The sequence below is a fragment of the Ignatzschineria cameli genome, from assembly GCF_003121895.1.
GTDB lineage: Bacteria > Pseudomonadota > Gammaproteobacteria > Cardiobacteriales > Wohlfahrtiimonadaceae > Ignatzschineria > Ignatzschineria cameli.
In genome coordinates this window covers 467,577-482,484 of the sequence record NZ_QEWW01000001.1, presented here as the reverse complement: position 1 = coordinate 482,484, position 14,908 = coordinate 467,577, and the positions used below count along the sequence as shown (strand labels likewise).

The window sequence follows — 14,908 nt, the reverse complement described above, 5'->3', positions numbered from 1 at the left end:
CGAAAAATAGATGCTAAAAATATTCGGTTAATAGTTGATAGAGTACCTTATTTGATATCTATTATCAATTAGAGGGTAAGGAATAGAGATTGAATAAAAAAAGAGTCGAATAAAAAAGGCGACTTGTAATGTCGCCTCTTTAGTTATCAATTTATCCCTGATAATCATCTATGATTGGAAACTTGTGATTAAGCAATTTTTCGCTCGATAAAAGCACCACCTAAGCAGATATCGCCGTCGTAGAAGACGATCGATTGCCCAGGTGTAATCGCTCTTTGAGGCTCCGTAAATTGGACTCGAATGCGATTATTTTCTTCCGGTATCACCTCACATTTTACATCCTGCTGGCGATAGCGAATCTTTGCCGTTAGGCGTGGATTAACCGCTTGCCAATCGATAGGATTGATCTCATGGAGTTCTCGCGCAATTAATCCTGTACCATAGAGCTCTTTCTGATCCCCTTGAACAACAATTAACTGATTTTTTTCAAGATCTTTATCTGCCACAAACCAAGGTTCGCCGGTAGAATCTTTGCGTCCACCGATTCCTAATCCTTGTCGTTGTCCGATGGTATAAAATGCCAAACCTTGATGCTGTGCGACTACTTCGCCATTAGGTAGAACCATATCGCCCGGCTCTGTAGGGAGATATTGCATAATAAAATCGGTAAAATCCCGCTCACCAATAAAGCAGATCCCGGTAGAATCTTTTTTATCAAAGGTGATCAAACGATTATCGAGTGCGATTTGACGTACCTCACTCTTCTCATAATCCCCTATGGGAAAGAGCGTATTGATCAATTGCTGCTGGTTAAGCAGATAGAGAAAATAGCTCTGATCTTTATTATTATCGATCCCTTTTAAAAGGTAAGCTTTTCCATCTTCTCGTCTCACTCGAGCATAATGACCGGTCGCTAAATAATCAGCACCGAGCTCTTCGGCGTACTCTAAAAACGCTTTAAACTTAATCTCTTTATTACAAAGAACATCGGGATTAGGTGTTAAGCCATCTTTTAGAGTATCGATAAAGTAATCAAATACTCGCTCTTTATAGTTTTTCGCAAAATTGACTCGGTGAAGAGGAATACCAAGCGTTTCACAGACAGCTTCAGCATCTTTGAGATCTTCTTCAGCGGTACAGTAACCCTGATCGAACTCCTCTTCCCAGTTCTTCATAAAGACGCCATGAACATCGGCGCCTCGTTCTTTTAAGAGAAATGCGGCGACCGAGGAGTCAACACCACCACTCATGCCTACAATGACACGTTTGCCTCTTATATCTTCCATCACTTTTCCTTACGCTTTAATCTGCTTCACTCTATTTGTATCTTAGCCAGCCAAACCTATTTTCATACCTATTTAATGGCTCTTGGCATCTGTTTCACTCTCAAGGAGATCGATATAATCACGGAGGATTAATAAGCCCTCTTCTAGCAAAAGATCGGTCTCTGTCTCTTTTAAGAGTTTAGTATATGATCCATCTTCATTACGGAACTGCTCTAATGTTAAGGGCTCATAGTCGTAGAGAACTCTCATTCTATTTTGTAGTTCGAGATTCTCCTTCTCTTCTCTCTTAAGCTTCTCTTTACGCTCGTCAAGATTGAGGCTCATCTCATTGATCTTCCAGAGCTCAAGCGTCTTATTCGCTTGCTTTTTAAAGATCTGATGCTTCTCTTCCTCTTTGAAACGCTCTTTGCTCTTATCCTGCAATTGTGTAGTCACCGCTTCTGTAATAACGACTGAAGGATCATAATCTGGCGCGGCATCGATAGTATCCCAAGCCATAACATAAAGTTCTTTCGACTCACCAATCTCATTAGGATCATAGATAGAGGGAAGCGTTACATCAGGAGCGACCCCTTTCTCTTGCGTTGATTCTCCATTTGCACGATAAAATTTTGCAATCGTTACTTTTGATTGTCCCGGCTTCGTGGATTTAGCTAAGATTCGGCTCAGATCGATCATGGTCTGAACGGTACCTTTACCAAAGGAGGTTTGACCGGCAATAATCGCTCGACCTTGATCTTGCATACTGCCGGCAAAAATCTCAGAAGCTGAAGCACTTAAGCGATCGATTAGAACCACCATAGGTCCATCGTAGATCAACTCTTCATTAGGGCTCGATTGTGCATCTTGCTGACCATCAAATCCTCGCGTTTGAACAATGGTCTTATCACTACCGATAAAGAGTGCAGAGAGATCGATCACCTCCGTTAAAGATCCACCACCATTACCGCGTAGATCAATTAAGAGCCCATCAATATGCTCATCATTGACCAACTTAAGTAGTAATTTTTTAACGTCACGTGTTGTGCTTTTGAAGTCTTGAATCCCTTTTTTACTACCTTCAAAGTCACTATAGAATGCCGGAAGTGTAATAACGCCTAAAGTATATTCCTCTTCACCATTTTCAGAAGGGAGTTGATAGACTTTCGATTTCGCTTCTTGCTCTTCAAGTTTGACCGTATCACGAACGATCTTAACAATTTTTTCTGCGCCTTTTCCTTTATTGCCAATCATCTGTAGACGGACAACGGTATCTTTTTCGCCGCGAACCATCTCAACCACTTTATCAAGACGCATTCCAACAATATCGACAAACTCACCATCTTCACCCTGCGCAACGCCGATAATCTCATCACCGATCTGCACCTGGCCAGTCAAGTCTGCAGGTCCTCCAGGAACGACCTCTACAATCTTGATGGAATCATCATCTTGGCGCAGAACCGTACCGATCCCTTGCAGTGATAGACTCATACTGATATTAAACTGCTCCATCTGTTTAGCAGAGTAGTAACCAGAATGGGGATCAAAACTGAGAGAAACGACATTCATAATGAGGCTGAAAAGCTCTCCCTCTTCCATATCATGAATGCGTTTTTGGCGTGCATTATAGCGTTTTTGTAACTTCTCTTTTGCCTCTTCAAGGGTCAATGTATCATCCGTGACCATTAGATTAATTAGCTCATTTTGAAGGCGATCTTTCCAGAGTTGACGCATCTCGGTCTTATCTTTGGGAAAGTTCTCATCTTTTCGCTGAATAACTAATGTTTTATCAACATCAAAATCGAAGTCTTCCGCTAAGATCTCTGTTACTAAGGCATACTGCTCATCCATACGGACCAACAGTTGCTGATACATCTCATAGGGAATCTCTAGCTGAGAGCGACGAACAAAGTCATCGAAACTATATTTATATTGCTCAAATTGATCAATATCGGATTGTATAAAGAAGACTTTTTGCGGGTCGAGCGCTTTAAGATAGAGCGTATAGATCCTCTCTGAGAGCGCATCATCAATAGGGATACGATCATAATGATATTGAGCCAAAATTGCCGAATGGGCAGAGTTGATCAATTGCTCATTGTAGGAGGGCTTCGTGATAATCGGTGTTTTTGGTGTATCGGTTGCGGCAATTGTCGATTGTCCAAATAGAAGTGCTGACGAGATAAAGATTCCGCCGACTAATTTGGCAAAGCGGCTTTTAATATATTTTTTCCCATTAACCATTACGTTTTCTATATCCATTGTCTGTTTGATTAGTTCGTAACTAGCTACTGCGCCAAGGCAACGCCCTTTTCATAAGACCATCACCTTGATTTAGCATCTAGAACGATAAAAGATATCCCTAGCCTATTGATCCGCAATAGAAGGGAATATTTCCTGAATAGTGACTAATCGATGTTACAAAACAATCAGTCTATTATCAGTTCCATATCAATTGATAAAACTCGTTTTAGTATAGCGGAATCAGGCTTTTTTGTTTAACTTTTTTACCTCATACCCTCACTTCTGCTCACTATAATCGGCGCTTTTCTCATATGCTAATCGATCTATCTCGATCTATCTCGATCTCCACCACGCATTAAAAAGAGAGTCCTAAAATAGGACTCTCTCGATTTCACATCTAGTTGATCTAGTGATGCCACTTTGCTACAACTCTGCTGTCACTCTGCTCGACCTCTATGACTGACTCATATGATCTTAGTGTGCATCATCAACAGTAGAGCTTATCATGAACTGTGAATTTGAATTATGAGTAGTGACGATCTTCAAAATCTTTCATAAAGTTGGTCAAAGCAATAACCCCTTCGATCGGCATAGCATTGTAGATACTTGCTCTCATACCACCAACACTGCGATGTCCTTTAAGGTTAATGAGATGATTCTCTTCTGCCTCTTTTAAGAAGAGTGCATCGAGCGTAGGATCTGCCAATGTAAAAGGAATAGTCATATTTGAGCGAGCATCAACATGAACATGATTACGATAGAGGCGACTATTATCGATCGTATTATAGAGTAGGAATGATTTCTTATAGTTAAGCTTCTCAATCTCTGCTAAACCACCCTTCTCTTTAAGCTCTTTTAAGACTAAGCTCATCAGATAGATGGCAAAAGTAGGCGGCGTATTGAGCATTGAATCATTTTTCGCTTGAAGCGTATAGTTGAGCGCATCAGGAACATAAGGAGAAGCATTTCCTAAAAGATCTTCACGAACAATGACCAAGGTTAAGCCGGCAGGACCAATATTTTTCTGTGCGCCGGCATAGATCACGCCATATTGGCTTACATCAATTTGACGAGAAAGAATATTAGAGCTCATATCGGCAACAACTGGAATAGGACTATTCTTAATATCGTAGAAGAACTCTACCCCATTGATAGTCTCATTTGAACAGAGATGGAGATAAGCGCTATCAGGATTAGGGGAGATCTCCTTTGGTTTAGGAACAGAGAGATAACCCTCTTCTCGGCCACTGTAGAGAATATTGTTCTTCGCGTAGCGAGATCCTTCAATCGCAGCTTTCTTCGACCAAACTCCGGTCTCAATATAGTCGACAGTTGTTTTACCATCACCAATACGATCGCCTAAAAGGTTGAGTGGAACTAGCCCAAATTGTGATAAACCGCCCCCTTGAAGAAAGAGAACCTTATAGTTAACAGGGATATCGAGTAGCTCACGTAGATCTGCTTCACACTCTTTTGCTAATGCCACAAACTCTTTACCACGATGGGATACCTCCATGACGGAAGCCCCTTGCTTTTGCCAATCTAGAAGTTCTGCTTGTGCCTCTTTTAAGACTTTATAAGGCATCGTTGCTGGACCTGCACAAAAATTGAATGTCTCTCTCACTGCGATTAATCCTCTGTTTCTGCTTATGCTTAATTTGCAAATAAGTTAAAAAAATAAGTTAGAAAATAAGTTAAAGCGAAAAACACTAAAAACTTATAAAATAACCTCCTCTATCTTACTACTATGGGCGAGATATTTCAGAGATATTTTAGGCAATAGAAGAGGGGAAAATGGGATCTTCAGCTCTCTTTTGCGCAAGATAATTTTTGAGGGATTTTTTGAATAAATGCAATTGATGCGGATATTTGAGAATATCTGAATATTATTCATAATGCTTTTTGCTTTTCTGCTAAAATGGCTCGTTTGAAAGAGATTAATTGAGATTAATTGGTTTAAACCACAAAGGGAAAATTCGTAATGTCTTCTATTATCGATACTGAAATGGCGCGTTTGGTGCCCATGGTTGTTGAACAAACTGGTCGTGGAGAGCGTTCATATGATATCTACTCACGACTCCTGAAAGAGCGGATTATCTTTATGGTCGGTCAAGTGGAAGATCATATGGCTAACCTTATTGTGGCTCAGCTCCTCTTTTTAGAAGCGGAAGATCCCAATAAAGATATCCACCTCTATATCAATTCCCCCGGTGGTTCTGTAACAGCCGGAATGTCGATCTATGACACAATGCAATTTGTGAAACCTGATGTTTCAACGATGTGCTTAGGTCAAGCATGTAGTATGGGTGCATTCTTATTGACTGCCGGTGCAGAAGGAAAGCGTTTTGCCCTGCCCAATTCGCGCGTTATGATTCATCAGCCTCTTGGCGGATATCAAGGCCAGGCCTCCGATATTGAGATTCATACTCGTGAGATGCTCAAAATTAAGAAGCAGCTCAATACGCTACTTGCCCATCATACGGGTAAAACTGTCAAACAGATTGAGAAAGATACCGACCGCGATAATTTCATGAGTGCAGAAGAAGCTGCAAAATATGGCCTTATTGACAAGGTTGTGACAAAGCGTTAACTGCAAACGTTATTACAAGATGCTAATAACAAAATCTTAAGTTTTGATTCTAACGAATTGAGATCGGATAGATCGAATAGATAGCGATAGTAAAAGCGATATCAAGCATTGATAAATAAAAGAATTGGGAGTGAATTCACACAATGAGTAATAAAACTGATAAACCCACAAAAAGTATTGAATGCTCCTTCTGTGGTAAAGATCAGAGCGAAGCAGAACGCCTTATTTCCGGCAATGGCGTCTATATCTGTAAAGAGTGTATCGAGCTCTGCAACAATCTTGTAACGGAAGATGTAAAGGCTGAACTTGAAGCTGAGTATGAAAGTCTCCCTACTCCAAAAGAGATCTTTGCCCATCTTGATCAATATGTTATCGGTCAAGAGGATGCTAAGCGCACCTTAAGTGTTGCTGTTTATAACCACTATAAGCGTCTAGAGAGCGAGCGTTTTTCCGATACTAAAGAGGTTGAATTAAGTAAGAGTAATATTCTTCTCATTGGTCCAACAGGATCGGGGAAGACACTACTTGCGGAAACTTTAGCGAAAACGCTTAATGTTCCCTTTGCCATTGCCGATGCGACAACCTTAACAGAAGCGGGCTACGTGGGGGAGGATGTTGAAAATATTGTTCTTCGCCTACTACAAAATTGTGATTTTGATGTAGAGAGTGCAGAATCAGGCATTATCTATATCGATGAGATCGACAAGATTTCACGAAGAAGCGAAAACCCTTCAATTACGCGTGATGTCTCTGGTGAAGGTGTTCAGCAGGCATTGCTTAAAATTATTGAAGGAACAACTGCATCGGTCTCACCAACAGGTGGACGTAAGCACCCTAATGCAGAATTGATCGATGTCAATACTCGTAATATTCTCTTTATTTGTGGGGGTGCTTTCTCCGGATTAGATAAGATTGTGCAGCAGCGTCAATCAAAAGGTGGCATCGGCTTCGGCGCAGAGGTGAAGGCAGAAGATGAGAAGAAGAATATCTCGCAACTACTTTCAGAGGTGGAATCAGAGGATTTAGCTAAATATGGTTTAATCCCTGAGTTTATCGGTCGTCTACCTGTTATTACAACACTTGAAGAGCTCGATGAAGATGCGCTTGTCAATATCTTAACAGAGCCGAAAAATGCGCTTACTAAGCAGTTTGCCTATCTCTTTGAGATGGAGAATGTCTCATTAGAGTTTACCGAATCAGCCTTAAGAGCGATTGCGAAGAAAGCGTTGGCTCGTAAAACAGGGGCGCGCGGATTGAGAAGTATTATTGAGCATCTTCTCCTCGACACTATGTTTGAACTCCCTTCTCTCGATTATGTTGCAAAAGTGGTCGTTGATGAGAAGTGTGTTACAGAAGGTGTTGCGCCTGAGATCATTTTTGAAAAGGACTCTGAAAAGAATTCAGAAAAAGATGATAAGAGTAGCCCCGGCAAAAATGATAACCAGAAGGGTGATCAAAATAGTAGTAAAAGTGGTAAAAAGAGCACAACAGCTTAATTGATCTCTCGATAGAATCGATAAGCATTGATAAGCCACTGACCTATCCGATCTATCTAACCTATCTCTCTTACCGCTACCTCTTCGTCTTAGTTCTTCGTCTTAGTGTCATAGAACTGAGCATTCGATTAGGTAGCGTAACAGAGAAATGAGATAGCCATTAGATTCAAGATAGAAGTTTAAAATAGAAGTGCAAGATAGAAATTTAAGATAAAAGATAAAAGGAAGAAGAGACTCTTCAAAGATTATGGCAGACCATTTACAATCCCCTCCCCCCATCTCAATGCGTTTTCGTGGTTTTCTTCCCGTCGTAATTGATGTGGAAACCGGTGGGGTTAACCCGCGAACAGATGCCCTTTTAGAGATCGCTGCCGTTGTGATCGATATGAGTAATGAAGGTGAACTTACTATGGCGGAGAGCGTCTCTGCCCATATCGAGCCGGAAAAAGGCCTTCTCTTAAATCCTGAATCGATGAAGATTAATGGAATTAAGATTGATAACCCTTTCCGTTTTGCTATCTCAGAAAAAGAGGCCCTAAAAAAGGTCTTTGCTGTTGTTCGTGCAGCACTAAAAGAGAAAGGATGTACGCGAGCTATTTTAGTGGGACACAATGCTCACTTTGATCTTGCATTCCTCAATGCGGCGATTGAGCGTACCGGCATTAAAAACTCTCCATTTCACCCCTTCTCTGTTATCGATACGGTCAGTCTTGCCGGCCTTGCTTATGGCCAGACTGTTCTTGCGCGCGCTATTCAAGCCGCAGGTATTGAGTGGGATCATAGCCGAGCTCACTCAGCACTTTACGATACAGAAAAGACGGCAGAGCTATTTTGTAATATAGTCAATATATGGCAGGAGAAAGTCGGTTTTAATCTCGCCCTATTCCAACCTAATGATGACCCTATTGATGCTCGATAAGGGCAGTAGAAAATCAAATGAACCATCCCGTAGTACCGATAAGAGAGCGTTTGCATGGATAAGTTACTAGACCGTTTAGAGAAGAATCTAACACTCCTTGGAAAGCATCAATCCTCCCTCAAAGAGGTTAATATTGGGCTCGAAAGAGAGACTCTTCGAATTAACCCAAAGACAGGTAGAATTAGTGATAAGGGGCATCCTGAAGCAATCGGCTCGGCGCTTACACACTCTAATATCACTACTGATTTCTCCGAATCGTTGCTTGAATTTGTTACCGATCCTGTCGACTCGCCAGAAGCGGCATTGACAGATCTCAATCATATTCAACGCTTTGTCTTAGAAAAATTAGATGAAGAGCTCTTCTGGCCTAACTCTATGCCCCCCTATATCGAATCAGAAGATGAGATTAAGATTGGGTATTATGGTACCTCTAATGATGGCAAGATGAAGTCTCTCTATCGTAAAGGCTTAAGCCTTCGTTATGGCAAAATGATGCAGGTGATCTCGGGAATTCACTACAACTTCTCTTTAAAAGATCACCTCTTTGATGCTTTTCAGGTTGCTCTAGCGGCGCAATCCCCTGCCCATGCTTCAGTAGAAGCGATGAGCTTACAGCAGTTTAAGACGGATCGCTATCTCCATGCTTGTCGTAATATTTCTCGTTACGGCTTTGTGATTCCCTTCTTACTAGGGGCATCTCCTGTGATGGATAAGAGTTTCCTTCGAGGAAAAGAGAATCCATTCGCATCACTTAATGCAAGTGATAGCTACCTTGAAAAGGGAGAATCACTACGCCTTTCTGATATCGGTTATGGCAATAATAAGTGTCATTTTGATGTCTCTTTCAATACGATTGAAGCTTTTACCAAAAATATTCAATTTGCCATCACAACGCCTTGTAATATCTTTTCTCAAATTCCGGTTGTGGAGAATGGGGAATATAATCAGATCAATAATCATATTTTACAGATCGAAAATGAGTATTATGCGAGCGTTCGACCAAAACAGATTATGCGTGCAGGAGAGAACTTCTTAACAGCTCTCAATCGCCGTGGTATTGAGTATATTGAATTAAGATCGATCGATATTAATCCATTAGTTGCTGAAGGGATTGGAATTGAAGAGATGCGCTTTATTCAGTTGCTGATGACCGCCTCAATCTTAACCGATGCGCCAGAGTTATCGCAAAAAGAATATGAGCATAATCAAAAAAATATGAAAGCAGTGGCTAAACGTGGATTAGATCTTGACCAAGCATTTACCGTTGCCGAATCAACAATGACGCTTAAGGAGTCTATCTTAGCGGTATTAAGGTGGCTGACACCTTTAGCGCCAATTTTGGGTGAAAAGTATCAAGCGGCACTTGAGACGATGTATGCGCGAGTTGAAGATCCTTCCCTTTTACCATCACAACAGGTTTTATCCATGCTCAAAGAGAGCGGGACTTCTTATCAAGCGTTCTTTTTAGCGCAAGCTAAAAGACTCTATCAGGAAGAATTTGCTCCTTTAGCTGAAGAGAAACGTGTCGCTTTTGAAGCAAGTGCGGTAAAATCAGTGGAGAAGCAGCGTGCGATTGAAGCAGAGCCGCAAATTCCTTTTGCACAATATTTAGATAACTATTTTCAATTTGAGTCGTAAAAATTTGAAGCGTAAAATCTAGTTGTTTAATGATATTTCTATTCAATAAATTCAATAACTATATTGAATAGAGCTATTTTATATAAAACCCTTTTATAAATTGACCCTTCTTTTAGAGGTATTGTAAGTGACTGAAACTGTCGCACAAACGTTAGAATCGACGGCGCAGATCGCGCACGAGGTTCACTCACTAGGTTCTCCCCTTCTCTATACTATCTTTGCAATTGTTGTTAGCGTGATGATTCTCATCGATATGTTCGCATTAAAGGCGAGCGGGGATCATCGCGTTAGTGTAAAAGAAGCCTTAATCTGGACATTGATCTGGATTACCGTTGCACTACTCTTTATGGCGGGAATTTGGGGCTACATTCAATATATGTTGCCGCCTGATATTCTTATCCCTAGTCAATTCGCTACCACAAGTGAATATGCAACGAGCAAAGCACTTGAGTTTTTAACAGGTTATATCGTTGAGAAATCTCTCTCGATCGATAATATTTTTATCTTCCTTCTGATCTTTAGCTTCTTTAAAGTCCCCAATATCTATCAACGCCGTGTCTTAGTCTATGGGGTATTAGCTGCAGTCTTCTTGCGGGTTGTGATGGTCTTGATCGGTAGCTTCTTGATCTCTAAATTTGAGTGGATCCTCTATCTCTTTGGTGCATTTCTTCTCTTTACCGGGATTAAGATGTGCTTTGGGCATGATGAAGAAGCTGATCTCAGTGAGAATAAGATTGTTAAATGGACGAAAAAGTTTGTAAAAACCACTGATGAGTATCAAAAAGAGCACTTTTTCATCGTTAAAGAGGGTGTTCGTTACGCAACACCGCTCTTCATTGTGTTAGTTTTGATTACAATTTCCGATATTATCTTTGCGGTGGATTCGGTGCCGGCTGTCTTCTCTATTACATCTGACCCCTTTATTGTGATGACCTCAAATGTCTTTGCAATTTTAGGCTTAAGAGCGATGTACTTTCTCTTAGCAGATATGGCCGAGCGATTCCATCTTCTACAATATGGTTTAGCGATCATTCTGATCTTTATTGGAATTAAAATGTTGGTACTCTACTTCGATTACCACTTCCCGATCACGATCTCTTTAACCATTATTTTAGGAACACTGGTGGGTTCCATCATCTTATCACTGATGATCCCTCCTAAAAAACGATCATCTTAACCCCAACAAGTCTCGTATTATCTGCGAGACTTTTTTCATTTCTCTTCGCAAAAAGGACGCGTCATGTTAGAGAAACTCTTTAAACTGAAAGAACACGGTACAACGACTCGAACAGAGATCATTGCCGGAATTACGACTTTCTTAACGATGTCATATATCATTTTCGTAAATCCAAGCCTACTCTCAACAACAGGAATGGATCACGATTCTGTCTTTATGGCAACCTGTCTGGCCGCCGCTATTGGTACATTAGTGATGGCGTTTGTCGCTAACTACCCTGTGGGTCTCGCACCTGGAATGGGACTCAATGCTTTCTTTGCATTTACTATCGCAGCGCCCGTTGCTGCCGGTGGTTTTGGTTATACTTGGCAAGAAGCATTAGGTGCCGTCTTTGTCTCTGGGGTGATCTTCTTTGCCTTAACGATTACCGGATTGCGTTCCTGGATTATCAATGGTATTCCTAAATCTCTAAGAGCTGCAGTTGGCGCTGGTATCGGTCTCTTCCTTGCTTTTATCGGTCTTTCCAATCCTGAAGTTGGTATTATTAAAGCCAATTCAGCAACGCTAGTTAGTTTAGGGGATCTCTCCTCTCACGGGGCGCTCTATGCAATTTTAGGATTCTTCTTAATTGTTGTATTAGATAACTTTAAGATTCGTGGAGCAATTCTCTTAAGTATCCTTATAGTCTCTATTATTAGTGCATTAGCAGGCCATACTGAATTTAAAGGTGTGATCTCAACGCCTCCTTCAATCGAGCCAACATTCTTCCAATTAAGCTTTGAGAAGGTCTTAAGTGGTAGCTTCGTACAGATCTTAATCGCTCTTGTTCTTGTAGAGCTCTTTGATGCTACCGGCGTTCTGATGAGTGTGGCTAAACAGAGTGGTCTACTCGATGAGACAAAGGTTCCAGATGCTAAAAAACGCTTTAATCGTGCGCTTTTTTCTGATAGTACCGCGATTCTTTCTGGAAGCCTTTTAGGAACGAGCTCTGTAACAGCTTATGTTGAGAGTACCGCAGGTGTCCAAGCAGGTGGTCGCACAGGATTGACAGCACTTGCTATTGCGGCCTGTTTTATTCTTGCAATCTTCTTCTCTTCTTTAGCAAATTCGATCCCTGCTTATGCAACAGCGCCGGCATTAGTCTATATTGCGGGATTGATGTTAAGAGAGTTAACAGAGGTTGAGTGGGATTCACCAACAGACTCTATTCCTGCTGCACTCTTAGTATTAGGGATTCCATTTACCTACTCGATTGCAGAAGGTTTTGCCTTTGGATTTATCAGCTATGTTGCATTGAAGTTAGGGACAGGAAAATTAAAAGATATTCATCCTGCAACCTATATCATTGCAATTCTATTTCTAGTAAAATTTGCACTCTTCTAGGATCTTCCCCTTTTTCTAGGGTAAAGATGGTAACCTAGAGTTGTAACATTGAGATAGGCATAAATACGCCATATTAGAGCATGATCTTTAATATGGCGTTTTTTAAATGTGGGGTTTTTGAAGTATGAATCATTTTATAACAGCAACGTATCGATTCTTTTTTAGTAGCGACTTTGCCATGGGGGTAAAGATGGCGCTAGGGATCTTCCTGCCTGTTGCGCTGTTAGCCCTCTTCTCAATTCCGCTAGAGATCTTAATGATTGCCGGTTATGGTAGTTTAACGATGTCTATTGCCGATCAGACCGGCACCTTAAAGCATAAACGTAATGAGATGCTAGGCACCTTTATTGCGATTGTCCTGATTACCCTGCTCTTTATCTTCCAATCGCCAGGGCTTCATCTTTTAAAGATTATCTCTCTCTCATTGATCTCATTTGTTGTCGCCTTTATCTACGCCTTTAAAGCTAAATTTATTGCACTAGGTTTTATTGTAGGATTTACGGCCCTCCTTGCTGCCGGAAATAGCGCGGCTTCCCCTACTGTCTACCTCTTCTTCTTCTCATTAGGTGCGCTCTTCTACTTTGCTTTTAGCATGATTGTGACAAAGCTCTTTCAGATCTACATTGTGCGGCAGAATCTCTCCGGCATCTACTTTCTTCTTTCACGTTACCTTAAAGCGCTCTCGAAATGTTATCGACAAAATGTCGTTATTGAGAAGGAATTTAAGAATTTTATTAACTCACAGACTGAGCTTTTAGAAGAGTTGCAGGTGATGCGAGATCTTCTTTTTCGCCTCGACTATGAGAAGGATCATCGCCTCAATCAGATGGTCAATGAGCTACTCTTGCTGATCGAAACCCGCGAGATCGCCACTATTCCTCTCCAAGATTTTGTGATTATTCGAGAGAATTATCCCAATAGTGATCTGCAGATCTTCTTTCGTGATAGCTTCTCAAAAGCGGGAATCAACCTTGAAGAGATGGGGATGTATTCCTTGCGTGCCGGTGATATGTTAAAACGACTCGGCTTTAAGGCGGAATTGCGTGCTTTAGAGTATGAATTAGAGCTTCTTCGTCGCCAAGATCTTGAAGGAGAAGCTTTAGAGGCGTACCAAATTGTTGCAAACCACTTTCGCAAAGTTTGGTCACTCTCTCGTAATTTAGAGCGAATCCGCTCCTTTTTAGTGGATGATGTGGCGCTAGAGGGAAGCTTTCCTAAACATAAATTGAAGAAGTTTCTCTCCCACTCCCATTGGTCTAATGATTATATTTTACAAAATTTAACGCTCCAATCTCCTGTGCTGCGTTTTGCGATTCGCTCGTCGCTGGCGATGTTTTGTGCGCTTTCAATCGTCAGTATTACCGATTTCCTCTCCCATGGATTCTGGATTGCATTTACACTATTGAGTCTGATGCGTCCTGGATTTAGCCTCACAAAAGAGCGCAGTAGAAATCGAATTATCGGCACTATTATTGGCTGTATCGTCGGCGGGATTTTGATCTCGCTTGAGATCTCTACCTTAGGATTACTCTCAATCCTATTTGTCTCTGTGATCTTAAATAATGGTCTGATTCGTATTCATAATCCGTTAAGTGTTACCTTTACGACGGTCTATGTTTTAATTATCTTGAACATTAGTAAAGATCTAACAATGTTCCAAGGGATCTCTGTCTCTATTGAGCGCATTATCGATACCTTGATTGCAGCGGTGATTGCAATCGGCTTTAGCCATTTTCTACCAAGCTGGGAGAAAGTTAACCTACCAAGATTGACAAAAAATGCCCGAAAAGATCTCTTTACCATTATCGAAGAGATAGAGAAATGGCAAATTACAAAAGAGAGCGAAGATGATGCTGATCTGAAATTAGCACTTCGCCGTGCACAAGTTTCGATTGTCTCCCTCTCAAATTCATTAGAACGGATGAAAGATGAGCCTATCAAAAATCGAGAACGGGATATTTCAGCAATTAATGATGAGCTGATTGAGATGCAGTCGGTACTTTCACAGCTCTCCTATCTCGCTTCGCTCTTAGAAGGAAAAGATGCCACTAAGATTCCTGAGTTTAGAGAGATCTTTCAAGTGATTAAATTTCGCATGGATCCCAAAATCCATAATAGCCGCTCCCATCGTATTCCTAAATTTATGATGCGTGAGTTAAAGCCCCTTATCTGGCTAGTGGAGCCTAAATAGCATCA

Annotated in this window: 10 protein-coding genes; 7 read left to right on the top strand and 3 right to left on the bottom strand. The window is 41.1% G+C overall.

The window, feature by feature from the left end; translation table 11 throughout:
• Nucleotides 1-188 precede the first annotated feature (188 nt).
• From mnmA to serC, 3 genes are all read right to left on the bottom strand, one after another.
• Nucleotides 189-1,286 carry a tRNA 2-thiouridine(34) synthase MnmA gene (gene mnmA / locus DC077_RS01860; RefSeq protein ID WP_109201061.1) on the bottom strand — a complete coding sequence of 366 codons (1,098 nt, stop codon included), beginning with the start codon at nucleotides 1,284-1,286 and terminating at the stop codon, nucleotides 189-191.
• Between the two features lie 72 nt (nucleotides 1,287-1,358).
• Entirely contained in the window at nucleotides 1,359-3,527 is a 2,169-nt protein-coding gene (locus tag DC077_RS01855) for a carboxy terminal-processing peptidase (protein WP_239990332.1), read from the bottom strand.
• 505 nt (nucleotides 3,528-4,032) lie between these two features.
• Entirely contained in the window at nucleotides 4,033-5,133 is a 1,101-nt protein-coding gene (gene serC, locus DC077_RS01850; protein ID WP_109201059.1) for a 3-phosphoserine/phosphohydroxythreonine transaminase, read from the bottom strand.
• 357 nt (nucleotides 5,134-5,490) lie between these two features.
• Between serC and clpP the strand changes: the two genes are divergently transcribed.
• The 7 genes from clpP (at nucleotide 5,491) to DC077_RS01815 (ending at nucleotide 14,903) form a co-directional block, all read left to right on the top strand.
• Nucleotides 5,491-6,099 carry an ATP-dependent Clp endopeptidase proteolytic subunit ClpP gene (gene clpP, locus DC077_RS01845; RefSeq protein ID WP_109217813.1) on the top strand — a complete coding sequence of 203 codons (609 nt, stop codon included), beginning with the start codon at nucleotides 5,491-5,493 and terminating at the stop codon, nucleotides 6,097-6,099.
• 143 nt (nucleotides 6,100-6,242) lie between these two features.
• Complete coding sequence (clpX, locus tag DC077_RS01840; protein ID WP_109201057.1) at nucleotides 6,243-7,595, top strand: ATP-dependent Clp protease ATP-binding subunit ClpX; 1,353 nt, start codon at nucleotides 6,243-6,245, stop codon at nucleotides 7,593-7,595.
• Nucleotides 7,596-7,842: 247 nt separating this feature from the next.
• The gene (rnt, locus tag DC077_RS01835; protein ID WP_109201056.1) at nucleotides 7,843-8,514 is read left to right on the top strand and encodes a ribonuclease T; all 672 of its coding nucleotides are present in this window, start codon (nucleotides 7,843-7,845) and stop codon (nucleotides 8,512-8,514) included.
• A gap of 54 nt (nucleotides 8,515-8,568) precedes the next feature.
• The gene (gene gshA, locus DC077_RS01830; RefSeq protein WP_109201055.1) at nucleotides 8,569-10,152 is read left to right on the top strand and encodes a glutamate--cysteine ligase; all 1,584 of its coding nucleotides are present in this window, start codon (nucleotides 8,569-8,571) and stop codon (nucleotides 10,150-10,152) included.
• Between the two features lie 127 nt (nucleotides 10,153-10,279).
• Nucleotides 10,280-11,329 carry a TerC family protein gene (locus DC077_RS01825; protein ID WP_275663858.1) on the top strand — a complete coding sequence of 350 codons (1,050 nt, stop codon included), beginning with the start codon at nucleotides 10,280-10,282 and terminating at the stop codon, nucleotides 11,327-11,329.
• Between the two features lie 63 nt (nucleotides 11,330-11,392).
• Nucleotides 11,393-12,712, top strand: a complete 1,320-nt coding sequence (locus tag DC077_RS01820; protein ID WP_109217812.1) for an NCS2 family permease — start codon at nucleotides 11,393-11,395, stop codon at nucleotides 12,710-12,712.
• 124 nt (nucleotides 12,713-12,836) lie between these two features.
• A complete protein-coding gene (locus DC077_RS01815; protein WP_109201053.1) occupies nucleotides 12,837-14,903 on the top strand; it encodes an FUSC family protein in 2,067 nt (688 codons plus the stop codon).
• The last annotated feature ends 5 nt before the right edge of the window (nucleotides 14,904-14,908 follow it).

Excerpts from the sequence above, each read along its gene's own strand:
- rnt (WP_109201056.1), top strand. The coding sequence starts at position 7,843 with ATGGCAGACCATTTACAATCCCCTCCCCCCATCTCAATGCGTTTTCGT.
- DC077_RS01855 (WP_239990332.1), bottom strand. The coding sequence starts at position 3,527 with ATGGATATAGAAAACGTAATGGTTAATGGGAAAAAATATATTAAAAGC.
- clpP (WP_109217813.1), top strand. The coding sequence starts at position 5,491 with ATGTCTTCTATTATCGATACTGAAATGGCGCGTTTGGTGCCCATGGTT.
- clpX (WP_109201057.1), top strand. The coding sequence starts at position 6,243 with ATGAGTAATAAAACTGATAAACCCACAAAAAGTATTGAATGCTCCTTC.
- DC077_RS01815 (WP_109201053.1), top strand. The coding sequence starts at position 12,837 with ATGAATCATTTTATAACAGCAACGTATCGATTCTTTTTTAGTAGCGAC.
- DC077_RS01820 (WP_109217812.1), top strand. The coding sequence starts at position 11,393 with ATGTTAGAGAAACTCTTTAAACTGAAAGAACACGGTACAACGACTCGA.
- gshA (WP_109201055.1), top strand. The coding sequence starts at position 8,569 with ATGGATAAGTTACTAGACCGTTTAGAGAAGAATCTAACACTCCTTGGA.
- mnmA (WP_109201061.1), bottom strand. The coding sequence starts at position 1,286 with ATGGAAGATATAAGAGGCAAACGTGTCATTGTAGGCATGAGTGGTGGT.